9 protein-coding genes are annotated in these 25,559 nt (G+C 73.3%); all 9 read left to right on the top strand.

Going from position 1 to position 25,559, the window contains the following annotated elements; genetic code table 11:
• Window positions 1–11 precede the first annotated feature (11 nt).
• The 9 genes from OM98_RS15485 to OM98_RS05010 are packed head-to-tail and all read left to right on the top strand — an operon-like array spanning window position 12 to window position 25,557.
• Entirely contained in the window at window positions 12–16,079 is a 16,068-nt protein-coding gene (locus OM98_RS15485) for a non-ribosomal peptide synthetase/type I polyketide synthase (protein ID WP_280990798.1), read from the top strand.
• The gene (locus OM98_RS15820; protein ID WP_010533485.1) at window positions 16,076–17,950 is read left to right on the top strand and encodes a polyketide synthase; all 1,875 of its coding nucleotides are present in this window, start codon (window positions 16,076–16,078) and stop codon (window positions 17,948–17,950) included. Before OM98_RS15485 ends, OM98_RS15820 begins: the two co-directional genes overlap by 4 nt.
• Window positions 17,947–18,186 (top strand): acyl carrier protein, encoded by a 240-nt coding sequence (locus OM98_RS04980; RefSeq protein ID WP_010533486.1) that lies wholly within the window; start codon window positions 17,947–17,949, stop codon window positions 18,184–18,186. Before OM98_RS15820 ends, OM98_RS04980 begins: the two co-directional genes overlap by 4 nt.
• A gap of 25 nt (window positions 18,187–18,211) precedes the next feature.
• Complete coding sequence (locus tag OM98_RS04985) at window positions 18,212–19,555, top strand: aspartate aminotransferase family protein (RefSeq protein WP_010533487.1); 1,344 nt, start codon at window positions 18,212–18,214, stop codon at window positions 19,553–19,555.
• Window positions 19,555–20,544 (top strand): hypothetical protein, encoded by a 990-nt coding sequence (locus tag OM98_RS14775; RefSeq protein WP_010533488.1) that lies wholly within the window; start codon window positions 19,555–19,557, stop codon window positions 20,542–20,544. Before OM98_RS04985 ends, OM98_RS14775 begins: the two co-directional genes overlap by 1 nt.
• Window positions 20,541–21,302 (top strand): thioesterase II family protein, encoded by a 762-nt coding sequence (locus tag OM98_RS04995; protein WP_010533489.1) that lies wholly within the window; start codon window positions 20,541–20,543, stop codon window positions 21,300–21,302. The genes OM98_RS14775 and OM98_RS04995 overlap by 4 nt, the downstream gene beginning before the upstream one ends.
• Window positions 21,299–22,657, top strand: coding sequence for an MFS transporter (locus tag OM98_RS05000; RefSeq protein WP_010533490.1), 1,359 nt, complete (start codon window positions 21,299–21,301; stop codon window positions 22,655–22,657). The genes OM98_RS04995 and OM98_RS05000 overlap by 4 nt, the downstream gene beginning before the upstream one ends.
• Window positions 22,658–22,660: 3 nt before the next feature.
• The gene (locus tag OM98_RS05005) at window positions 22,661–23,152 is read left to right on the top strand and encodes a DUF6790 family protein (RefSeq protein WP_010533491.1); all 492 of its coding nucleotides are present in this window, start codon (window positions 22,661–22,663) and stop codon (window positions 23,150–23,152) included.
• A complete protein-coding gene (locus tag OM98_RS05010) occupies window positions 23,149–25,557 on the top strand; it encodes an ABC transporter permease (RefSeq protein WP_029362696.1) in 2,409 nt (802 codons plus the stop codon). Before OM98_RS05005 ends, OM98_RS05010 begins: the two co-directional genes overlap by 4 nt.
• Window positions 25,558–25,559 lie beyond the last annotated feature (2 nt).

The raw sequence follows: 25,559 nt of genomic DNA on the forward strand, positions 1-25,559 counted from the left end.
GTGTGGTTGTGGTGGCTTCCGTCTTACCCTTGACGATTTCTCAGTCCGGCATGTACTTCGAATGTCTGACGAGGGGTGGTCCCGATTATCACGTGGTGCTTTCGGCGCGGACGGAATCCTTGGATCCCGGGCGGCTCCGGGCCGCGCTGGCGCGGATCGTCCGGGAGCAGCCGGCCCTCCGGAGCTCGGTCCATGAGGCCGAGGGCGGCCCGGAGTTCCATGTGCACGAGGACGTCGAGATCCCCATCCGTTCCTTCCGGGGCCTCGACCCGTCGGAACGCGAGGCGGCCTTCCGGGAGGCAGAGGATGCCTCGTTCCTCATGGACCGCCCTCCCCTGATGCGGGTGCTCCATCTGATGGGGGAGGCGCAGGGCGACCTCCTCGTCCTGGTCTGCCATCATCTCGTGGTCGACGGCACCTCCATCGCACTCCTGCTCGCGCGCCTCCTCGAGCTCGCCGCCGACCCCGACGGGGACCCCGCGGAGGAGGGATCGGACGGCCCCACGGCGGACGGCGCCGACGAGGACGCCGGGTGGGCCGCCTACCAGCACCTCCGAGCACCCTCCACGGTCTCCCCGGCCGCTGCGCGTGATGCCTGGCGCGAGGAGCTTCCCGGCATGGTCCCGCCGGAGCTGTCCCACGTGCTGCGCCCGCCGCGTCCGGGCGCCCCTGCCGCCCAGCTGCGACGGGCCGTCCCCGACGCTCTGCGCGAGCAGCTCGGGGAGACCGCCCGGCGGATCGAGGCCTCCGAGTTCGCCCTTCAATGCACCGCCGTCGGCATCGTCCTCGGGCGCATGGCCGATCAGCAGGACCTCACCGTCTCCACGGTCCTCTCGGACCGTCCCGAGAAGGAGATGTCCGCCAGCATCGGCTGCTTCGTGGCCCTGGCCCCGGTCCGGTTCCGTCTCGACCCCTCGCGCGAGATCATTCCGCTGATCCGCGAGATCGGGGGCGGCATCTTCCGGGACGTGCTGCGCGCCGAGTCACCCTTCGCTGCGGCGATGCTCGGCGATCCCGTGCTCCAGGGGATCAGCGGAATCACGATCATCCAGGATCATGACGAGCAGGTCCCGCCCGGTCTGGTGGGCCTGGACACGACGCGGGCGGCGCCTTTCCCTGGCACGCTCTCGATCGTGTTCCGGACGCTCGGGGCGAGCTGCGAGATCGTCGTGCAGCACCACGAGGGCAGCGCCGATCCCGCATCGCTGGAGATCTTCCTGGACCGCCTGCTGTCGGTGCTCGAGCAGCTGGCCGGGCAGGAGGCGACCACCCTGGCAGAGATCGACACCGCCGGAACGGGGCCCGTCATCGGGTCCGCCGGCGACCGGGTCCCCTGGGAGCCTCGCCACCTGGGCACCTGGTTCCTGGAGCGCACCCTCCGTGCCGGACAGGAGGTGGTCTGGGAGGACCGGGATCATGCGGTCTCGGGCGCCTGGGCGCACGACGCAGCGGTCGCCGTGCAGCAGGCGGTGCTCGCGGCCCCCGAGCAGGAGCGGACACCGGTGGCGATCCACCTCCCGCGCGGACTGCCGTACGCCGCCGCGGTCTTCGGGGTGCTCCTGAGCGATGCCCCTTACGTCCCGCTGGCCGTCACCGACCCGCCGGCCCGTACCCTCGAGCTGCTGCGGGAGTGCGGCGCCGGCATCCTGATCACCGACCGCGGACGGGTGCCGGACCTCCCCGCGGGGATCACCCGCGTGGACTGGCAGGACCTGCCCGTCGGCCTCGAGGAGGATCCCCGACGCGAGGACCCCCGCCTCGAGGCGGGGGTGGGCGGCGGCTCGCCCGAGGACGTCGCTTACATCGAGTTCACCTCCGGCACCTCGGGCGCCCCCAAGGGCGTGGTCATCACCCACCGTTCCGTCTGCAATCTGGCGCTCGACCTGGAGCGCCGCTTCCCGCTGGCTGAGCAGGATGTGTACCTCCTGCGCACCGCGATCTCCTTCGACATCATCGGGACCGAACTCTTCGGGTGGCTCGCCGGGCGGGGCAGACTGGCGGTCCTCGCCGAGGGGGAGCAGGCCGATCCGCTCGCGGTGCTCGACGCCGTCCACCGGCATCGGGTGACGCACCTGAACACCTCGCCCTCGCTGCTCGCGGGCCTGGTGCGCGCGGCCGGGACGGACGAACGTCGCGCTCAGCTGCGTGGGCTGCGGTACCTCTTCAGCGGCGGGGAAGCGCTGCCGAGCTCCCTCGGAGCCGAGACCCGACGACTGCTGCCCGACGTCGGACTGTGGAACATGTACGGACCCACCGAGGCCACCATGTGGTGCAGCACGGGCCCCGTCGACGCCGCGGAGACGGCGAAGATCGCCCCGGTGGGCACGCCGCTGAACGACTACCGGCTCCTCGTCCTGGACGCCGGGGACCGCGCCTGCGGGGTCGAGGAGGCCGGACAGATCTGCGTGGCCGGACCCGGCCTCGCCGTGGGCTATCTCGACCGGCCCGACCTCACCGCGGAGCGCTTCACCGACGGTCCCCGGGAGTCCGGCCCCGGAACAGAGGACGTCGCCCGGATCTACCGCACCGGCGACCGCGGACATCTCCGCCCGGACGGCCAGTTCCAGTTCCACCGGAGGATGGATCAGCAGGTCCAGGTCGGGGGCATCCGGGTCGAGCTGGAGGAGGTGGAGGCCGCTCTGCGCGCGGTGCCCGGCGTCCAGGACGCGGCCGCCGCCCTGGACGCGCGGGGCACCGCCGGGATCCTCGGTGTCCTGGTCACCGAGCCGGGGATCGATCCCCATGCAGTCCGCGCGGCCGTGGCGGAGCAGCTCCCTCCCGCCGCCGTGCCATCCCGGCTGGTCTCCGTGCCCGAGGTGCCGCTGTCCGCCGCCGGCAAGACCGATCGGACACAGGTCCTGGCACTCGTGTCCGCGGCCCCCGGGCCGGCGGCGCGCGAGGAGCGTCCGGGGGGCCGGGACCGCTCCGCCCGTGTCCGGCAGTGCTGGGAGCGGGTGCTGGGGCTCCCCGTCCCCTCCGACACGGCCACCTTCTTCGATCTCGGCGGCACCTCCCTCGGGCTCATGGACCTGCAGGCCGTCATCGCCTCCGCCTACGGGAGGGAGGTGCGGGTGACCGAGCTGATGGCTCGTCCCACCGTCGCCGAGCAGGCGGACTGGCTGGAGGAGGGCGACGCCCCCCGGCCGTCCCCGGCGCCCGACGGGACCGCCGTGCAGGCCGAGGACATCGCGATCATCGGACTCGCCGTCGAGGTCCCCGGCGCCCGCGATCGTCGTAAGCTCTGGGAGCTGCTGCGCGAGGGGCACTCCACCCTGCACCGCTACAGCGAGGAGGACCTGCGCAGGCTCGGCGTCCCGGAGGCGCTGCGGAGGTCGCCGCGCTATGTCCCGGTCGCGGGGATCCTGGAGGACTCCGACGGGCTCGACGGCGCCCCCTTCGGGCTCTCCCCCGCGGAGGTCGCAGCCACCTCCCCCCAGCTCCGCCTGCTCTACCGACTGCTCTGGCACGGCTGCGAAGACGCCGCGCTCGACCCCACCCGGCTGCCCTCCCGGACCGGGGTCTTCGTCGGCGGCAGCGACGACTTCGACTGGTATCGCGAGGCGCTCGACCCCGACCGTCCCTTCGGCGCGCGCTACGAGCGCTTCACCCTGGCGACCAACCACTTCCTCGCCACCAGGCTCGCCTTTCGCTTCGACCTGCGGGGCCCCGCGCTGTCGGCCCTCGCCGGCTGCTCGACCTCGCTGCTCACGGTGCACCTGGCGGCGCAGTCGCTGCAGGCGGGGGAGTGCGACCTCGCCCTTGCCGGAGGCGTCACCGTGGAGCCGTCCCAGCGCCTGGGGTACCTGCACGAGGACGGGATGATGCTCTCCGCCGACGGGCGGTGCCGCCCCTTCGACGACGCCGCCTCCGGGACCGTCTTCTCCGACGGCGGCGGACTCGTGGTCCTCAAGCGGCTCGGCGACGCCCTGCGGGACGGAGACCGCATCTCCTCGATCATCCGCGGCTCCGCCGTGGGCAACGACGGCCGGGCCAAGCAGTCCTTCACCGCGCCCAGCGAGGACGGTCAGGTCGAGACCATCGCCGCCGCCTACCGTCGCAGCGGGATCGACCCGGCCGACGTCACCCTGCTCGAGGCCCACGGCACCGGCACCCGGCTCGGGGACCCGATCGAGGTGGCCGCCCTGCAGCGCGTGTTCGCCGCCGCACCCGAGGGTGCGATCTCCCTGTCCTCCGTGAAGGGGGCCGTGGGGCACACCGACACGGCCGCCGGCGTGGTCTCCCTCTGCGCGGCGAGCCTCGCCCTCGAGCACCGCTTCCAGCCGGGCACCTGCCACCTCGAGAATCCCAACCGACTGCTGGACCTCGCCGGGTCGCCGCTGGTCCTGCACGCCGACGGGCGGGAATGGCCCGGTGAGCGTCCCCGCCTCGCCGGGGTGAACTCCTTCGGCGTGGGAGGGACCAACGTGCACATGATCCTGGAGGAGGCGCCGCCGCGCCCGGCCCCGTCCGGGTCCGTCCCCGTGCTGCTGCGATTCGCGGCCGCGAGCCGGCTCGCGGTGGAGCGGACGGCCGAGGCGGTCACGACGGCGCTGGCCCGGGAGCCGGAGCTGTCGCCGCTGGATGCCGCGGCGACCCTCGCCGCGCGGAGCCCCGAGCTGGACGTCCGCGGGGCGGTGGCCTGGATGGGGGATGGCTCCGAGCCACGGCTACTCCCGGTGCGGCGGACGCCCGAGGTCACGGGCCCCACGGCGCTGCTGTTCTCGGGTCAGGGCAACCAGCATCCCGGGATGGGGAGCTGGCTCGCGGGCGGGCGCTCCCTCCCCGCACGGCGCTTCGCCGAGGAGCTCGCGGAGGTTCTCGGACACCTGGAGGTCGCGGAACGGGCGGATCTCGAGCGCACGATGTCGGGCGCCGGCGGCCCCCTGGACCGGACCGATCACGCCCAGCTGGCGCTGTTCAGCACCCAGTACGCGGCGGCCCGGGCCGTGATGTCCCTCGGTGTCGAGCCCGATGTCCTGCTGGGGCACAGCATCGGCGAGCTCACCGCGGCCGCCCTGGCCGGGGTGTGGACGCTGCCGGACGCCCTGCATCTGGTGCGCAGGCGGGGTCGACTGATGCAGGAGCAGCCGCCCGGGGTGATGATCGCGGTGCCGTCCGCGGCCGGGGCCGTGCGCGAGGCCGTGGCGGAGACCCCCGGCGCCTGGGTGGCCCTGGAGAACGCTCCCGAGCGGACCGTGATCGGGCTGGACGCCGAGGTCGCCGACGACGTCGAGCGCGCCCTCGGAGCGGCAGGCCTGATGGGTATCCGCCTGCGCACCTCCCACGCCTTCCACACCCCGATGATGACGTCGGCGGCCGAGGCCTTCGCGGAGGAGGTCGCCCGGGTCCCCCGCGAGGAGCCCAGGATCCCGATCATCGCGAACCGGCGCGGACGGATCGCCCGACCCGGCGAGCTCACCGATCCCCAGGCCTGGGCCGAGCAGATCGCACGGCCCGTGCTGTTCTCGGAGTGCCTGGGGGCGCTCGGGCGTCTCCACCCCGCGCAGGTGATCGAGAGCGGCCCGGGGACCTCCCTGCTCTCCTTCGTGCGGACTGTGGACGCGCTGGAGGGGACCGGGGTGCAGACCTCGCTGCTCCCGGGCGCATCCGCCGGGTCCGGCATCGAGGAGAGCATGATGTGCGCGCTCGGCGAGCTCTGGACCGCCGGTCTCGAGGTGCGCACCGAGGAGCCCGGAGAGGGGCGGCGCACCTCCCTGCCCGGATATGTGTTCGATCCGGCTCCCGCGGAGCCCGCGGCCGCCGCCGCGCTCCCCGCCGCGGCCGTCGAGCCGACGGACGACGCGGGTCCCACCGTCGTCGCGGCCGCAGCGCTGCCCGCGGAGGCCGCGGTGCTGGCCGCGGTGACGGCGGTCCTCGGACACGAGCAGGTCGATCCCGAGACCACCTTCCTCGCCCTGGGCGGCGACTCGCTGAAGGCGACCGCCCTGGTCGCCCACCTCGAGAGCGAGCACGGGCTGCGGGCGGAGGTGGCCCAGGTGCTCTCGGCCCCGTCCCTGCGCGAGCTCGCGGTCCGATGCGACCTCGACGCCGCGCCCCGGCCCGGCCTGCCCCCGGCCCCGCGCGGCGAGGACCATCCGCTCAGCAGCGCCCAGCTGCGGATGTACCTCGCCGCCCGGCTCGATCCGGACTCCCCCCTCTACAACATGCTCTCGGCGACCCGCCTGGCCGGGACCCCCGACGTGGGCAGGCTCCGGGCGGCGATGCGACGCCTGGTCGCCCGGCACGAGCCCCTGCGCACCCGCTTCGACCGCCGCGGGGGAGAGGTCCGCCAGGTCGTGGTCCCTGCCGCAGAGTGCCCCGACCCGGAGCTCGACCTGGTCAGAGGGGACGTCAGCACCTCGGAGGAGGTGGCCGCCCGGGCACGGGAGTTCCTGCGGCCCTTCGACCTCGGACGAGCCCCCCTGCTGCGCGGCCGGATCGTCGACGGGGGCCCCGCCGGCGCCGTGCTGCTGATCGACGTCCACCACATCGTCGCCGACGGCACGGCCGTCGAAGTGCTGGCGCGGGACCTCGGCTCCCTGTGGGACGGGGACCTCCGACCGCTCGACGTGCAGTTCGTGGACCACGTCGAGCAGGAGCAGAGGCACCGGGACGCCGAGCGGGAGCAGCGGGAGCTCGCGGAGGTGGTGGCGACCCTCGAGGGGTACCGCCGTCGCGAGGCCCTGCCGCTGACGAGGACGCGCGACGGGCGGCCGCGCACCGCTGAACGGGTGACCCTGAGCGTGGACCCGGAGCTGCTGCCCGGGATCCGCTCGCTCGCCGTCGAGCACGAGGCCACCGTCCCGATGGTGATGCTCGCGGCCTGGAGCGCGGCCCTCGCCCGGGTGGGGGACCTCGAGGACCTCGTCATCGGGACCACGGCGACCGGACGGGACCGCCCCGGGACCGGCGAGATGGTGGGTATGTTCGTCAACCTGCTGCCGATCAGGCTGCGGCCGCGGTCCGGGAGGAGCTTCCGTGGACTGCTGGAGGAGACCCGCGAGGGGATGATCGCCGCCCTCGCCCATCAGCAGGTGCCCTTCGACGCCGTGGTCGGGGCCCTCGCCCCGCCCCGCGCGGACGGCGCGAACCCGCTCACCGAGGTCTCCTTCGACTTTCACAACATCGAGGAGCACGACCTCCAGCTGGGCGATCTGCGCGGGGAGCAGGTCGAGCTGCCCCCCTTCGCCGTCGGCATGGACCTCGTGATCACCGGGACGCAACGCGAGGGGACCCTCGGCTTCGACCTCGACATCGCAGCGGACCTGGTGGACCGCGAGACCGTGGCCGGTCTCGCCGCGGCCTTCCACGGCCTCCTCCGCGGCGTCCTCGCGGACCCGGACGTGCCTCTGGGGGAGTGCCCGCTGCTCGGTCCCGAGGACCTCGCGATGATCCGCGCACAGGCAAGCGGCCCGTGGACGGAGCCGATCAGCGAGACCGTCCACCGGGCCGCCCTCGAAGACCTCGAGGCGACGGCGCTGATCGAGCCGGACGGCACCTCGGTGACCCGCGGACGCCTCGACCGGGTCGTGGCCTCCCTCGCCGCCCGGCTGCGCGCGTCCGGTCTCCGCCGCGGCGACCCGGTGGTGCTGTGGGGCGAGCGCGACGGCGCCCTGATCGCCGGAATGCTGGCGGCGCTGCGGGCGGGCGGTTGCTACCTGCCGCTGGACCCCTCGGCGCCCGCCGCTCGCCGGGACCTCGTCCTCGCCGACCTTGGACCCCGGTGGGCGATCGCCCCGGCGGAGGCGCCGCTGCAGACCGTCGAGCACCGGTTCGGGACGGAGGGGATCCGGCGGGCGCTGCGGGGTGAGGAACCCCTGCCGGTTCCGTCGCCGGGCCCGGACGAGACCCCACAGGAGGAGGATCCCGCCTACCTGATCTACACCTCCGGATCGACGGGGACCCCCAAGGGGGTGCGGGTGGCCCACCGCGGGGTCTCGAACCTGCTGGCCGACCACCATCGTCGGGAGCTCTTCCGGTCCGGGGACGTCATCGTCTCGTTGGCCGAGCCGACCTTCGACATCTTCCTCAGCGAGAGCCTGATCCCGCTGGCGGAAGGGGCGGCGGTCCACCTCTGCCCCTCCGACGAGAGCCGTGACGCGGCGGCGATCGCCGCCCGGATCCAGCGGCACGGGGCCACCCATCTCCAGGTCCCGGTCAGCAAGCTGACGGCCCTGTGCGGCAGCCGGCCCTTCCGCGAGCGTCTGTCCGCGCTGCGCACCGTGATCGTCGGCGGCGAGCACGTGCCCCCCGCCCTAGTGGAGACCGTGCGGGGAACGGCAGGGGCGCGCCTGCTGAACATGTACGGCCCCACGGAGTGCACCGTCACCTCGAGCATCAAGGAGCTCGAGGTCGGGCGGGAGATCACCATCGGGACCCCCGTCGACGGCGCGGCGACCGTGATCGTGGACGAGGAGGGACGCCTGCTGCCCCCGGGGCTGCCCGGCGAGATCGTCGTGCTCGGTCGCCCGGTGTCCCTGGGATACACCCACGCCCCCGACACCGTTCGCGCGGCCTTCGACCCTCTGCCGGAGCTGCCCGGGATGGCGGCCTATCGCACGGGCGACCTGGGGCGCATCGGGGCGGGCGATGGTGAGCTCCGCATCGGCGGGCGCCGCGACCATCAGGTCAAGCACCAGGGCAACCGCATCGAGCTAGGGGAGATCGAGAAGACCGCCGCCGCGATTCCGGGGATCGAGCTGGCCGTGGCCCTGCTCGAGGAGGACCGGTTGGTGCTGGTGGTCTCCCCGCCCGGACCAGCGGCCGATCCCGGGACGCTGCGGCAGGCCCTCGCCGAGCGGCTGCCGGCTCCCATGCTGCCCCAGCAGGTGCTGGCGCTCGAGGAGATCCCCCTGGGGGCGACGGGCAAGGCCGACCGCACCGCGATCGCCGCTCGTCTGCGCGACGCGGGCGGACCCGGGCAGACCCGTCCCGAGCCTGGAGCGGAGGCCGGGGCGGGGTCGGCCCCCGCGGCCCGCACCGTGGGTGAGCTCGAGACGCTGATCCGCGGGCTCTGGGAGGCGGAGCTCGGGGCCCGGCCCGAGCCCCGGGACGGGTTCTTCGATCTCGGGGGTACCTCCCTCGGCCTGATGAACATCGGCAACCGGCTCGCCGACGCCCTCGGCGAGGACGTGCCCCTGGCCGCTCTGTTCGACCACCCCACGCCGCGGACGCTCGCCGCTTCCCTCGCCGCCCCGGACCCGTCCCCTGCTGCGGTCCGGCCCGTCCGCACCGGGCTCGGCGGCGAGGAGCCGCTGCTGGGCACGGCGGACCTGGAGGCCATCGAGGGCCTCGAGGTCCCGGGGTCCTCGGAGCCGGTCGACGCGGAGGGAGCCGACGGTCGGGTGGCCGTCATCGGCATCGCGCTGCGGGTGCCGGGCGCCGCGACGGCCGCCGCGCACTGGGACGCCCGCGAGCAGGGAACGGTCGGCGTCCGTCGCTTCTCCGAGGAGGAGCTCATCGAGGCCGGGGTTCCCGCCCAGGACCGAAAGGACCCCCGTTACGTGCCCGTGCGCGGCTGGATCGCCGCGGACACCTTCGACCACGCCCACTTCGGCTACTCCGTCCAGCAGGCCGAGGCCCTGGACCCGCAGGTCCGGCTGCTGCACGAGCTGGCCTGGGATGCCTTCGAGGACGCCGCCGTGGTGCCCGGTGCCCGGACCGGACGGACCGGGGTGTTCGTGGGGACGGGCACCAACCTCGCCTGGACCCTCGGCTCCCTCGCGGCGACGGCAGATCCGGTCGGCGTCTTCGCCTCCCTCACGGCCACGGAGAAGGACTTCGTCGCCACCCGGATCGCCCACCGGATGGACCTGACCGGCCCCGCGATGACCGTCCAGACGGCGTGCTCCACCTCGCTGGTGGCGGTCCATGAGGCGGTGCGTGCGCTGCGGGCCGGGGAGTGCGAGACCGCCTTGGCCGGAGGGGCGGCTCTGAACTTCCCCCGTCGCGAGGGGTACCCCTGGCGGGAGGGCATGATCTTCAGTCGGCGCGGGGCCTGCCGTCCGTTCTCCCGGGATGCCGACGGCACTGTCCCCGGCCAGGGAGGAGCACTGGTCCTGCTCAAGCCGCTCGATGCGGCTCTCGCCGCGGGGGACCACGTCTACGCGGTGATCGCCGGCAGCGCGGTGAATAACGACGGCGGGGAGAAGGTCGGGTACACCGCGCCGGGGGCGCGCGGGCAGCGCAGAGTGATGCGCGATGCCCTGGCGGACGCCGGCGTCGACCCGGCCGAGGTCGGGTACGTCGAGACCCACGGCACCGGCACTCCCCTCGGCGATCCGCTCGAGTTCGGCGCCCTCGCCGAGGTCTACGGCGGAGCGACGGGACCCGCGCTGGGCGCGGTGAAGGCGAGCCTCGGGCATCTCGACGCCGCCGCGGGCGTGGTGGGGCTCATCGGCGCCATCGGTGCTCTGCACCGCGAGACCGTGTGGCCGCTGGCGGCCCTTGGGGACCCCCACCCCGCCCTGCCCGCGGACACCGGTCTGCGCCTGCCCACCGCTCTCGAGCGCCGGCCCGGCGGGCTCAGCCATGCCGCCGTGAGCTCCTTCGGGATCGGAGGGACCAATGCGCATGTGGTGCTCGCAAGGGCACCCCGGTCCCCGCGGTCCGTCCCGCGCGCCGGGCATCCGCGGGCCCTCCTGGTCAGCGGCAGCGAGGCCCGCGCCTGCCGCGCCCGTCAGGAGCAGGCAACCGCGCTGCTGACGGATCCCGGCATCGAGCCGGCGGACCTCGCCGTGACCCTCGCCGTGGGGCGCGCGCCCCTCGCCAGCCGGGCTGTCACAGTGATCACCCCCGGCCAGGACCCTCTCTGGTGGACCGCCGAGGATCCCGCACCGGTGGTGCCAGCCGCCGACCGGTCCGGACTGTCCTGGCCCGGAGCCGAGCCGGACGCCGGACCGCTCGCGGTGCGCCTGGACACCCTGCTGGACGAGCTCCTCGGAGCCTGCGACGCGGGGGCCCGGGAGCGAATCCGGGCGGCCCTCGGCGCGGGCACCCCGGCGGACCGGCCCGAGGGGCGCCTGGCCCAGGTGATCCTGCGTGCCGCGCTGCTGCGCCTGCTGCCCTCCGGAGCCCTGGACGCGGGAGCACGGACGACGACGCTGCTGGGCCCGGCCCGAGACCTGGCCGCCGGCACCCGCACCTTGCGGCAGGTGGTCGACGCCCTCCGCGAGACGCCCCCCGCCTCGTCGGAGGCGGCCCCGGAACCTCGCGCCGAGGGCCCCGTGCGCCCGGTGGCCCCCGCCCTGGACGAGCGGTCGCTGCTGGAGGTGCTCGCCGGGCAATGGGTCCGCGGGGTCCCCCTCGAGGATCCCACCCTGCTGAGCGGCGACGGACGGCGGATCCCGCTGCCCGGCTACCCCTTCGCCCCCGTCAGCCTGCGTGCCGACATCCATCCCCGCGAGCTGCAGCGGCTCGTCGACGGGGAGGCCACCGCGCCCGCGCCACCGCCGGGCTCCGCGGACGATCGCCGACCCGCATCGGCCCCGACCGAACCGGCCGCCCCGGGGGCCGCGGAGGACGATGCCGCGATCACTCGGCTGCGAGAGGCCTGGACGACGGTCCTGGGCGGAGACGCCCCCGGGGCGGAGGACGACTTCCTGCGCGCCGGCGGGGACTCCCTGACCGCCGTGCGGATGTGCACCCTGCTGGAGGACGGCGTCGGCCTCGACGCGGCGGACGTGCTGGGGAGCCCCCGCTTCACGGATCTCGCCGCGCTGCTGGGAGCACGACGGCAGGAGCCCGCCGCCACGGAGGAGGGACGCCGCACGGAGGAGAGCCCCGGCACGGCGTCGGACGCGTCCCCCGAGGACGGTGCCGTCATGTGGCCCGCCTCCCCGGCCCAGCGCCGCATGTACGCCTCCTCGATGCTGCTGGACGATCCGCGCGCATTCGACCTGCGACTCGAGCATCTCGTCCACGGCCCCCTCGACCCCGAGCGCCTGGCCGGGGCCGTCGAGGCGCTGATGCGGCGGCACGATCAGCTGCGCGCGGACTTCCAGCTGGACGCCCACGGCACGCTCACCCAGCGCATCCACTCGGAGCCGGGTCCCGGACTGGTGATCCGGCCCTTCGACCCGGAGGTCGTGGACCGCTTCGCGCCGGGCCCCGCCTTCGACCTCGGACGGGCACCCCTGTTCCGCGCGAGCTGGATCCCCGGGGGCCCCGGAACCGGTCTGCTGCGTCTCGAGATCCACCACCTGATCGGCGATCAGGCCTCCCTGGAGGTCCTCGGCGAAGAACTGGTCGCTCTCTATGCGGGGCAGGATCCGGGGCCCGCGCCGCTGCCCTACACCCGGTACGCCCGTGCGCTTGAGGAGCCGGACGGGGTCCGGCGGCGCGCCGAGGCGGCCCGGAGGGTCGCCGAGAGAGTCCGCGGGGTGCCGCCGCTGGAGCTGCGCGCGGACGGCGATCCCGCCCAAGTCGGCCTCTGCACCCGGCAGCTGGGCACGGGCGTCGAGGAGATCGCCGCGCGGGCCGCGCAGGAGGGCACCACCCCCTTCGCGGTGCTGCTCGCGGCGGCCACCGCCGTCCTCGCCGAGGGCCATCGTGAGGACGTCCTCGTCGGCACCGCCGTCTCCGGCCGCACCGTGCCCGGCACCGACCGCACCGTGGGGATGTTCGTCTCCCTCGCCCCCCTGCGCCTGACAGCGGCGGACGGGGCCAGCGGACGCGAGGCGCTGGCCGCGGCCGCCGCGCTGGGACGCGACCTGATGCGGGATGCCGAGGCGCCGATCGAAGATGTGGCCGCCGAGCTCGGACTGCGCGCCGACTCCGCCACCAGCCCCCTGTTCGACGTGGTCGTCAACGTGGTGGAGGTGGGCGGGGACGCACGGCTCGGCGAGGCCGAGCTCGAGCCGCTCGCTCCCGCGCGGGACAGCGCGCGCCACGGGGCGACCCTGACCTTCGCGCTCACGGGGAAGGAGGTCGAGGTCGAGATCGAGCACCGCGGCGACGTGCTGAGCGGCGCCGGGGCGCGCCGGATGCTGGCACGGCTGGACGCCGCCCTCGCATCCATAGTCCGCCACCCCGAGGAGCCCCTCGCTCCGGCCGATCCCGAGCCTGTGGCGGAAAACGGCGGCGGGAGCGGGGTGCCGGGAACCCTGGTCGATCACGTCCTGACGGCGGTCGGACGGCACGCCTCGCGGGTGGCCCTCGAGGCGGGTCCGCGCCGCTGGACCTACCGCGAGCTCCTGGACGAGGCCGCGGGCCTCGCGGGGGCGCTCGCCGCGGCCGACATCGGCCCGGGGACCCCCGTGGCCGTGCTGCTCACCCGCGGCCCCGAGCAGATCATCGCCCGCCTCGCCCTGCTTCTGCGCGGCGCCCTCGAGATCCCGTTGGACCGGGCCGCGCCCGCCGGCCGCATCGGAACCCTGATCCGGGAGAGCGGGGCCCGGGCGGTGCTCCTCGACGAGGGAGCGCCCGCCGATGACGTCCCCGGGGGCCTGACCGCGGTGTCCGTCGCCGCACGGGGCCCGGAGGTCGCGACGGCGCGGGTGGAGGCCACGGCGCCGATCCTGATGATCTTCACCTCCGGGACCACCGGGACGCCCAAAGGGACGCTGCTCAGCGGGGCCAACATGCTCACCGCGTGCGTGGACACCGGATACCTGCGGTACCGGCAGGGCCACCGGGTGCTGCAGCTGACGGCGAGCACCTTCGACGCCTCCTACCAGGACCTCTACGGGGGCTTATGCGCCGGAGCGACCCTGGTCATGGGGGGGACCGAGGTGTCCCGGGACCCCCGTGAGCTGGCCCGCTTCCTCCGGGAGGAGCGGATCGACGCGGGCCTGCTCATCACGCCGGTCTTCCACGCCCTGATGGAGGAGGACCCGGCGGCCGTCGCCGCGATGAGCGTGCTCCACGTCGGCGGCGAGGCCCTTGGCACCTCCGCCGCGAGAGCTGCCGTCGACCGGATGGGACCGGGGCGGCTGGTCAACCTCTACGGTCCCACCGAGACCGCGGTCGCCGCGACCTACCACCGCCTGGATTCCTGCCCCGGGGCAGGACGGGTGCCCATCGGCCGTGCCGCGCGGCATCGGCTGCTCCGCGTCGTCGACCTCGAGGGTCGTGACCTCCCGCCCGGCGAGCCCGGCGAGCTCTGGATCGGCGGACACGGGGTGGCCCTCGGCTATCACGGGCGGGAGGACCTCACCGCCGAGCGCTTCCCCGTCCGCGACGGAGAGCGGTACTACCGCAGCGGGGACCGCGTCGTCCTCGAGGACGACGGGAACCTGGTCTTCGTCGATCGCTTCGACCGGCAGATCAAGCATGCGGGGCATCGCATCGAGCTCGCCGAGATCGAGTACGCGATGGAGACCTGCACCGGCGTCGAGAGCGCCGTGGTCGTGGTGACCTCGGCGGAGGGGGCGAGCACCCTGACCGGTTTCTGCACGGGCGCCGACGTCGACCCGGAGACGGTGCGACGAGAGCTCGCCTCCCTCCTGCCCGTCACCCTGGTCCCGCAGCATCTGCTCCCGGTGGACCGGTTCCCGCTGACGCCCCATGGGAAGGTCGACCACCGCGCCCTCGCCGATCGGATCGAGAAGGACGCGGGGACGGGAGGGGCCGAGCGGCACCGGGACTCCGGTCGTGGCACGACCGCGGCACCCCCGGGGGCAGACGCACCCCTCACCGATGCCGAAGGCGTGCTCTCCGTGATGCGGGAGGTGCTGCTCCTGCCCGAGCTCGGTCCGGAGGAGGACATCTTCGCCGCGGGTGCGCAGTCGATCCAGGCCATCGCCCTCTCCCGGGAGCTGCGTCGACGGGGGCTCGACGTCCCGGTCGCGGAGATCTTCCGCCGGCCCTGCGCCGCCCAGCTGGCCCCGGCCGCCGAGCCGGCGTCCGCCGCCACGTCCCCGGCCCCCTCCGAGGCCCTCTGTCCCGCACCGACCTCAGGGACCCGCACTCCGCAGCAGGCGGCGGAGGAGGCGAAGGGCCTGGCCGCGCGTCGGCGGGGTCCGGTGCAGGACACCCTGCCCCCGGGAGCCGTCTTCCGATGGCACGACCGGGGCGTCGTCGAGGCCTCCCTCCAGCACACCCTCCCGCACGCGGAGGAACAGGGGGTGCGTCGTGCCCTGTCCTCGGTGCTCGCTCGGCACGACGCCCTGCGCATGCGTCGGGAGGACGGGCGCCTCGAGGTGCTCGTCCCGGAGGCGATGGCGGGCATCGAGGACCAGCTGCCGCTGATCGACCTCGGCGAGGAGGACCCGGACGCCGTGGTCCGCGAGCTGCTGGCCGAGGAGACGGAGCTCGCGACCGCCGAGGGTCTGCTGTGGCGGCTCGTGCTGCTGCGGATCCCCGGGACGGGGATCCGGCTGCTGTGGCGACTGCACCACGGCATCTTCGACGCCGCCAGCGCCGCGATCCTGCAGGAGGAGATCGAGGCCGCCCTCGAGGACCGGCCGCTCCCGCCGGAGCCCGCCGGGATCGCACGCCACCCCGGTCAGCAGTCCGGGGACTGGCCCTCGGGGGAAGATCTGGACGGCGACCTGTGGGGCCGGCGGACCGCGGAGCAGCTCGATGCGCTGCGGCCCGCCCACGGGACCCTCGAGAGCCGCTTCCGGGTGCCCCTGGGCGAGGAGGACCCCTGGATGCTCGCGCTGCAGCAGGTGGTCCAGCATCTCCAGGGGCTGACGGGGGGCGAGGCCGCGCTCGCCGTCGTGAGCGACTGCCGGTCCTGGCGCGGGGAGCCGCGGATCCAGGCGATCGGCGAGTTCCTCGACCTGGTGCCCGTCCTCGTGCCCGAGGGCCTCGAGGGGGAGGAGACGGTCGCCGCGGTGGCGGACCGGCTCGACGGGTGCCGACGCCGCGGCGAGCACCATCTCGCCGGGCTCGAGGACCCGGATGCCGTGGAGGGGGACCCCGTCCGGGACGCCTTCCGCGCCCCGGAGCGTCCCGCCCTGGTGCTGCTCAACTACCAGGGCGTGCAGACGGAGGCCGAGCCCCCGCGGAGGGAACACCCCACTGTGGGGATCGCGGACGTCCACGTGAACGCCTGGAGCGACGGGCAGGACCTGCACCTGCACTGGATCTGCGCCGCTCGACCCGACGGCCCGGACGCGGAGGAGGCACCGTGACCGAGACACCCGTCGTCATCACCTCCCTGGCCCTGCGACTGCCCGGGGCCCGCAGCGCGGACGAGCTGTGGGAGCTGCTGCGGGAGGGGCGCTGCCAGATCGCCCCCGTTAGCCCGGAGCGGCGCGCCCTGACCGGCTGGTCCGACTGGGAGGACCCCATCGGCGAGGTGTCGGGGATCGACCGCTTCGACCACGAGTTCTTCGACATCCCTGCCGAGGAGGCGGCCCTCCTGGACCCCCAGCAGAGACTGCTGCTGGAGGTCGCCCACGAGGCCGTGACCGCCGCCGGGCTGGTCGAGGCCGGCGGCACGGAGCCCCGCCGCAGCGCGGTCGTGATGGCCCTGGCCACCAACTCCTACTTCGGCCTGCTCTGCGAGCGCCTCGGCCGCAGGGGGGAGGAGGTGCTGCAGCCGCGCACCATCGTGGACATCATGAACAGCGGGGTCGCCTCCCGCATCTCCCACGAGTACAACCTCACCGGCCCCGTCTACGCCATGGACACCGCCTGCTCCTCCTTCCTCGCCGCCCTGGTGCAGGGGATGACGGCGATCCGGCACGAGGGTTGCGAGAGCGCCGTGATCGGCGGGGCGAACCTGCTCAGCGCGCCGTACACCACGATGTTCTGCCGCTCGGCGGGCATCACCACGCCGGGCGGCCGTGCCCGCGTCTTCGACGCCGAGGCGGACGGCACGGTGATCGGCGAGGGTGTGGTCGTCGCCGTGCTGGAGCGGGAGGACCTCGCCCGGGAGCGGGGACGCACGATCCTGGCCCGCGTGGCGGGCGCCGCCATCACCAACGACGGGTCCTCCCTCTCCATCATGGCGCCCAACCCGCGGGGCCAGGCCGAGGTGATCCGGCGCTGCTACACCGACGGAGCCGGAGGGGTCGATCCCCGACGGGTGGGATGCATCGAGGCCCACGGCACCGGAACCCGCATCGGCGATCCCGTCGAGGTCCGTGCTCTCTCCGGCGTCTTCCACCGCGAGGAGCTGCTCGGCCGGAGTGTGGCGCTCGGTTCCGTGAAGAGCAACATCGGCCATCTGCTCGCCGCCGCAGGCGGGGCCGGGCTGGCCAAGCTGGTGCTCTCCCTGCGCCACCGTGCGGTCCCCGCGACCCTGCACGTGAGCACCGTCAATCCTCTGCTCCAGCTCCAGCGCACCCCCTTCGAGGTCGCCACCGAGGAGCGGGACTGGCCGGCGCCACCGCAGGGAGCCCGGCTGGGCGCCGTCACCTCCCTCGGCCTCGGCGGAACGAACGCGCACGTCGTCCTAGAAGAGGTCGAGGAGGGGCCGCGGACGGTCTCGGAGCGGTCCGCGGGAGGGGAGACCTCCCTGTGCCTGAGCGCCCGGGACCCCGCCGCCCTGGAGCGGATGATCGAGGCGCTGCCCCCGCTGCTCGCCGACCCCCGCTGGGCGCTGTCCGACATCGCCCACACCCTGAACCGTTTCCGGTCCGCGGAGCGATGGAGGGCCCGGGTCCGCATCGATCGGTCCCGCCGCGAGATGACCACGGTCGAACGCGCGGAGATCGGACGCCGGGTCCGCCGGGTGCTGCTTGACCCCGACCACGCCGCCGCTCCGGAGGCGGAGACGCTGCGCGCGCTTCTCGGCCCCGCCCTCCGACCCCGGACGGCCGATCCGCGTCCGGGAGAGCTCTCCGTCTCCCTGTCCGCCGCTCCGGCGGGGGAGCGGGGGCTGAGCATCGCCCCCGGGACGGATCCCGTCGGGATCGCGGCCGCCCTGTTCCTCCAGGGCTGCTCCGTGCGCTGGCACGTCGTCCACCCCGACGGCAGCGGCGTCGTCCTGCCCATCGTCCCCTATCCCTTTGCAGGCCCCTCGCACTGGATCCCCGTGGAAAGAAGGAACCCATGAACGACGACCAGATCCTCGATCTCCTCATCCGGCAGGTCGCCGCCGAGCTGGGGACGGATCCCGACCAGGTGGAGCCGGACGCCAGCTTCATGCGACTCGGGGTGTCATCCGTGCAGGCGCTGAAGATCGTGAACCGCCTGCGGCAGGAGCTGGGGCGCGACATCAACCCCGTGGCCCTGTTCGAGTTCACCACCATCGAGCAGATGAGCGAGTACCTGGCCGATGAGAGCTCCTGAGCCGACAGCGGCCCCCGAGGCCGACATGGATGCACCGCGCATCGAGGCCAACCGCGCCTACCACGAGCGTCTCAAGCAGGTGCTCGCCGGAGGCGTGCACTACAACTTCAACATGCCCTGGGAGGAGATCCCGCTGCACGTGGCCTCGGCCCGGGGGAGCCGGATGATCGACCTCGACGGCAGGGAGTACCTGGACCTGTATGCGCGGTTCGGGGCCAACATCCTAGGCCACCGGCACCCCGCCTACCTCGCGGCCCTGCACGCGGCGCTCGAGGACGTCCCCGGCGTCAGCCACGGCACCGAGGATCTGGCCCCGGCCCTCGCCCTCCAGCGCCACCTCCCCTCCGCCGAGCTGGTCCGCTTCGGGCTCTCGGGCAGCGAGATCGTGCAGATGGCCCTGCGTCTGGCCAGGGCGCACACCGGACGGGACGACTTCCTGCGTTTCGTCAACCACTACCACGGCAACGCGGATCCGCTGCTGGGCGGACGGGTCGAGGACACTCGGCATCCGGTCCCCGTCGAGTACCGCGGCGACTACCGGGGGACCCGCGGACGCGCCCCGGGGAGCTTCAAGAACTCGTGGATGATCCCCTGGAACGACCTCGAGGAGCTGGAGACCTTCTTCGTCCGTCACGGGGAGTCCCTGGCCGCGGTGCTCACGGAGCCCGTCTGCGTCAACGGGGGGTCGATCGAGCCCGTCCCGGGATTCCTGGAACGGCTCCGCGAGCTGTGCACCGAGCACGGCGTGGTCCTGATCTTCGACGAGATGATCACCGGCCTGCGCATGGGCCTCGGCGGCGGACAGGCGCACTACGGCGTCACCCCCGACCTCACGACCCTCGGCAAGGCGATCGCCGGCGGAGCCCTACCGGTCTCGGCCCTCGTGGGCAGGGCGGAGATCATGGCGCACCTGGAGTCCAAGAAGGTGATCCACGCGGGGACCTTCAACGGCTATCCGCTGGGGGGCGCCGCCGTGGCCGAGACCGTCGGGATCCTGGAGAGGGAGGAGGGTGCCGCGCTCACGACGATGCTCTGCCAGGGAGACGAGATCGGGCGGGTGCTCACGGAGTGCGCCGCCGAGGCGGGTCTGCCCTTCATCGTCCAGGGCCCGCCGGGGTGCGCCTCCTTCCACATCCGCTCCGCCCCGTTGACGGATCCGCGCCAGTACGACTTCGCCCTGATGGGGAAGGACATCGTCGCGGCCACGGCGCTGCAGCGTCACGGGGTGCTGATCTCCAGCATCACCCGGCTGTATCCGAACGTGCAGTGGGGCGAGGAGGACTCCGCGCTGCTCGCGGAGCGAGCCAGACCGGCCCTCGTCGAGGCGCGCGAGCTGATCGACCAGTTCTCCGGGACGGGGGCCGCCTGATGCCTTCGCTGCTCACGCGCCTCCGGGCGCCCCGACCCCTGCTCCTCCTCTTCCTGCTGCTCGGCGTCGCCCCGGTCTGGGCCCTGGCCGTGACCTATCTCGTCGCCTACGACCTCGCGTACAAGACGCTTGGGGAGCTCACACTGCGCAACCCGCTGGTGATCATCGCCCTGAACGCGACGGCCATCGCGGGGGTGGTCGTGCTGCTGGTCTATGACGGACCGCGAGCGCTGCGCAACCTCCTGGCCAGTCTGATCCCCCGCCCCCGGGACCTGGTCTGGGTGCCGATCCTGATCGCCGCGATGATCCTCTACCTGGTGGGCGTCCGGGCGATCTGCTCCCTGCTGGGGATCCCTGTCCCCGCTGAACCGGCGCCGGGTCTCGAGAAGGTCTCCATCTGGTGGGGTCTGTTCCTCGGGGAGACCGGGATGCTCGCCATCGCGCTCGGCGTGTTCGGAGTGCTCCTGCCGCTGCTGCAGCGCATCACCGGGGATCGGCTGAGGGCCGGTCTCGGCACCGGTCTCGTCCTGGGACTGATCGTGGCCCCCGGGAACATCTTCGCCAGCTTCGACCAGGCCACCGCGTGGCCGCTGTACACGGTGCAGTTCTGCGTGCTCGGAGTCTTCAGCAGCTATCTGCTCAGCGCCGTGAAGGGCAATATCCTGTTCTTCCTGCTGGCGTTCTGGGTCTCGGCCTCCGGCACCGCCATGGGGATGTACTACTTCATGCCTCTGACCCAGCTGGTGCAGATCGCCGTGTTCGTGGTGTTCACCCTCGTCCTGCGCGCCTGGCTGGGCAGGCGTACCGGGCCGGGCATGCCTCCGCCCCACACCTTCCCCGAGTACCTCGAGTCCCGGTACACCCGGGAGCAGGGGGCGCCGATCCCCGGACGGGGGGACCGCAGCCGCACGCTGTCGGGCTTCGCGCGGGGACCCGCCCCCAGGGACGCGGTCGGCACCGTGACGCCGGATCCGGGGACGACGCCATGAGCCCGGACGACCTCTGGTGGCACCTGCGTCCCCGACCCGGGGGGCGCCAGCTGGTGCTGGTCCCTTTCCTGGGGGGCTTCGTCGCCTCCTTCCATCCCCTCGTCGACGAGCTCGGGGACGACTGGGACGTGTGGTGCGCGAACCCTCCCGGTCACGCCTCGTCCTCCCGCCCTCCCGTGGTCGTGCTCCGGGATCTGGTGGAGCAGTACGCCCGTGCTCTGGCGCCCGTCCTGCGACCGGGGGCCGTGCTGCTCGGTCATAGCCTCGGGGCGTACCTCGCGCACAGGATCGCAGCCCTCCTGGCGGAGACGCCGACGGCGCGCCCCGCGCCCTCGCACCTGGTCCTCTCCGCGGCCGCCGCGCCGGAAGAGGTCCCGGCGCGCGGGTATCACCTGCTCGAGGATGCGGAGCTCGCGGAGCGGGCCGGCGGTGAGGACATGCTCTCCGGGGAGATCCTCGCGGATCCTTCGCTCCTCGCCGTCTTCCTGCCCGGCATCCGAGCCGACTTCGCGGTACTGGACGCGGTCGGATCGGCACCCCCGCCCCGGGTCGGGCTGCCGACGACCCTGGTGCTTGCAGCGGCGGATCCGCTGACCGCCGCTGGCCGTGCGGAAGGCTGGCGTGCGCACTGCACAGGCCCCCTGGACCGTGTGGTCCTGCGCGGCGTCGGGCACATGCACATCACCCGGGACCCCGCGGGGATCGCCGCCACGCTCGACCGCCTCGACCCGGAGCCGAGCCCGGAGGGGCGGCCGTGAGCGCCGCGCCGGAGCAGGCTCGGGCCACGGGGCACGGGCCGGGGACGACAAAGGCCCTGCGTGCCTTCCTCGCCATCTGGCTCGCGCAGATGATCGCTCGCCTCGGCAACGGGCTGACCGCCTTCGGGATGGCGATCTACGTCTACCAGCAGAGCGGGCGTGCCCTCGACGTCAGCCTGGTGACGCTCGCGGCCTTCCTCCCGGCCGTGCTGCTCGAGCCCTTCGCGGGGGTGGTCGCGGACCGCTACGACCGCCGTCTGCTGATGATCCTCTCCGACACCGGCGGCGCGCTCGGGCTGTTCGCGCTGCTCGGGGCGATGCACCTCGGTGTCGACTCGCTGACGGTGATCTGCGTCTGTGTGGGCGTGAACTCCGCCTTCGCGTCTGTGATGGATCCCGCCTACCGCTCCACCGTCACCGATCTGCTCAGCCCCGACCAGTACGCCCGTGCCGGAGGCCTGGTCCAGCTCGCCTCCGCCGTGCAGTTCCTTCTCGCCCCCGCCCTTGCCGGTGCGCTGCTGATCGTCGTGGACGTCTCCGTCCTGGTCCTGATCGACGCGCTGACGTCCGTGGTCACTGCGACGGCGATGGCCGTGATCTGGCGGCAGATCCGGGCGCATCCCCCGGAGGCGGGTCCCGGCTTCTGGGCGGACCTGCGCTTCGGGATCGCCTTCCTCCGGCAGCAGCACGGCGTCCTGGTGCTGATGGTGCTCCTGAGCCTGGTCACCTTCGCCCTGGGCGTGCTCCAGACCCTGCTCACCCCGCTCCTGCTCGACCTCTCCGACGAGCACGTGGCCGGGTACGTGCGGTCCCTCGCCGCCATCGGTCTGCTGGTGTCCAGCGTGGTGATCGGTGCCCTGAACCCCCGGGGCCGGATGCTGCGGATGCTCTGCCTGGGGCTGGCCGCCGGGGGTGCCGCCGTGATCGTGCTGGGTGCGACCACGTCCATCATCGTCATCACGATCGCCGCGTTCTCCCTGTTCCTGACCCTCCCCCCGATGAACACGGGGATCGAGGTGCTCGCACGATCGGCGATCCCGAACCACGTGCAGGGGCGGGTCTGGGGACTGATGGGCACCCTGTCCCAGCTCGGCTACGTGGCGGCCTACGCGCTCAGCGGGCTGCTGGCCGACGACCTCTTCACCCCCTCCCTCCGACCCGGGGGAGCGCTCGCCGACTCCGTCGGGGCCGTGCTGGGCACCGGGCCCACCCGCGGCATCGGTCTCATGTTCATCCTGATGGGCCTGCTGATGTTCGTGCTGGCCCTCGTCATCCCCCGTGTCCGCAGCGTCCGCGAGATCGAGCACCACTACCGCTCCTCGCTCTCCCCGTCCCCCCACCTCGAAGGAGCGTGACCCGTGGCCATATTCGTCGTCATCGGGGCCGGCGTCCTCACCGCCCTCGTCCACCTCGCCGTACGCGGATTCGACGTGTCCACCGTCGACCTGCTACGCATCCTGCTGCTGCACCAGTTCGTGGTGACCCACGGGATCATCGCCGCGATCGGCTTCGTCACCAACGTGCTCACCCCCGAGCGGACGGCCCGGCAGCTCGGCTGGCCCGGTGGTCCGTTCCAGATCAAGTACGGCTTCTCGCAGCTCGGACTCGGGGTGATGGGGGCGCTGTGCATCGTCCTCCAGGGCCAGTTCTGGGCCGCCATGCTGATCACCATGTACATCTACGGCGCCAGCGGTCTGTGGACCCACACCCTGGAAGTCCGGCGCAAACATCGGGAGACTGGTCGATGGGACCGGATCGAGATCAGCAACATGGTGCTGGACGTCGTCTACCACGTCGTCCTGACCGTGATGTCCCTGCAGATCCCTGGCGTCTGGGAGGTCGGACGATGACCATGAGAGCCCTGGGACGGCGCATGCTGTCCCGTGACCTGCGCAAGGACCTCGGTGTGACGCTGAGCCTGCTGGTGGTGCTCACGCTCAGTGCGCTCCTGATGGCCACCGGCGCCCTCGTCGTCGAACGCCTGACGGCGGCGAGCAACGAGCTCTTCGCGCAGACGAAGCCGCCCCACTTCCTGCAGATGCACTCCGGGGACTACGACACGCGCGCCCTCGAGGACTTCGCCGCCGACCACCCCGAGATCGAGTCCTGGTTCATCGAGGACATGGTCGGGGTGGACGGCTCCGCGCTGACCTGGTCCAGCGCGTCGAGCGGAGAGAGCGGCTCGATGGCGGACAGCCTCATCGACAACCTCTTCGTCACGCAGAGCACCGACTTCGACCTGCTCGTCGACGAGGACGGCACCGCCGTCCAGCCAGAATCCGGCACGGTGTACATCCCGGTGACCTACGCCCTGCGCTACGACCTGGCGGCCGGGGACACCCTCCGGATCGACACCGGGGACGAGGACCTCGAGCTCACCGTCGCGGGCACCGTCCGCGACGGCCAGATGGCCTCCTCGCTGTCCTCCTCGACCCGTTTCGTCGTCTCCGCCGAGGACTGGGAGACCATGTCCGGAGGCAGCGGCGTCACCTCAGAGATCATCGTCGAGTATCGCCTGCAGGACGAGTCGGAGATCCCGGCCTTCCAGAGCGCCTACGAGTCCGAGGCGGACCTGCCCCAGAACGGGCAGGCCGTGACCATCACCCTGATCCGACTGATCAACGTGATCAGCGACGGCCTGGTGGCGATCGCCCTGGTGTTCGTGAGCCTGGTGCTGATGGTGATCGCCCTGCTGAACCTCCGTTTCGTGATCCGCGGGACACTGGAGAACGAGGTCCGCCGGATCGGCACCATGCGCGCCATCGGGCTGCCGGCCGCCACCATCAGCGGCCTCTACCTGCGCCGGTACCGGATCCTCACCCTGCTCGGGTGCGTGCTCGGCGGCCTCGGCTCCCTGGGGGCCACGGCGCTGCTCACCCAGGGCATCGCCGCCAACTACGCCCGCGCCCCGATCGGGCTGTGGAGCGTGGTGGTGCCCGTGCTGGCACTCCTCGCGGTCTACGTGATGGTGATGCTGATGTGTCGGGGGGTGCTGCGCTCCGTCCGACGGGTCGACGTGGTCGGTGCACTCGTCCACGGCAGCCTGCTGGGCCCCGCCGCGACCGCCCGGCGGGCTCGACGACGCCTCCGGGCCGCTCGTCGGACCTCCCTCGCCTCGGCTCCCGGCGGGACCGTGAATCGCCGCCTGGCCCTGCTCACCCTGCGCGCTGAGGCGAGGCAGTGGGTCCTGGTGCCGCTGGTGTTCGCCCTCGCCGCCGTCGTCGTCACCGTTCCCTTCGCGGTCTACTCCACCTTCGCGAGCCCGCAGTTCATCACCTACATGGGGGCGCCTGACCGGGACATCCGGTCCGATGTGCGCTTCTCCGACGACGTGGCCGGGACCGCCGATGAGGTGGTCCAGGCCATGGAGGCCACCGATGGACTGAGCGCCGTCACGGTCTACGGCAGCGTGCTGCGGCAGATCGGAGGGGAGGAGGGCTGGCAGACGCAGGCGATCGACGTGGGCGACCACTCGGGCGACGGCATCCAGTACGTCCACGGCTCGGCCCCCGGGGACGACGAGATCGCCCTCTCGGTCCTGGCCGCCGAGGCTTTCGGGGTCGACGTCGGCGGGGAGATCGCCCTGCGCGACGGAGGGGAGGGCGGCGAGCTGACCACGCACGTCGTCAGCGGCATCTACCAGGACGTCACCAGCGGCGGGCTCACCGCCAAGATGCAGGGGGAGGCGCCCGACGACGCCTCCGCCTACACGATCTACGCCGATGTGGACGACGGGCTCTCCGCCTCCACCGTCGCGAGCGACCTCTCCGAGCAGGTGCCCGACGCCTCCACCATCCCGATGGCCGAATACGTTCAGCAGACCTTCTCCTACGTGACCGGGGCCCTGCGCAGCGCCGCCCTGATCGCGGTGGTCTTCGGGATCGGTGTGGCCGTGCTCATCACCGCCCTGTTCCTCCGCCTCCGCCAGGCGCAGGAGCGACCCCGCAGCGGGGTGCTGCGCGCCCTCGGCTTCAGCAGCGGGGAGATCGGCGGGCAGACACGGCTGCGCACGGCGATCGTGGTGATCACCGGAGTCGTCCTCGGGGCACTCGGTGCCGCCCTGCTCAGCCCGCCCGTCGTCGGCGTGGTGCTCAGCGCCGCCGGCCTTGGCCTGACCAACTTCGCCTTCCTCACCTCCATCCCGCTGACGTGGGGGCTCCTCCCGGCGGTCCTGGCCCTGGCCGGGTACCTGACCTCCCTCGTCCTGACCCGGAGCTCCCGCTCCGATGACCTCTCCGCCTGGCTGAAAGGGTGACA

The sequence above is a fragment of the Brachybacterium squillarum M-6-3 genome (assembly GCF_000225825.1).
GTDB classification, from domain to species: domain Bacteria; phylum Actinomycetota; class Actinomycetes; order Actinomycetales; family Dermabacteraceae; genus Brachybacterium; species Brachybacterium squillarum.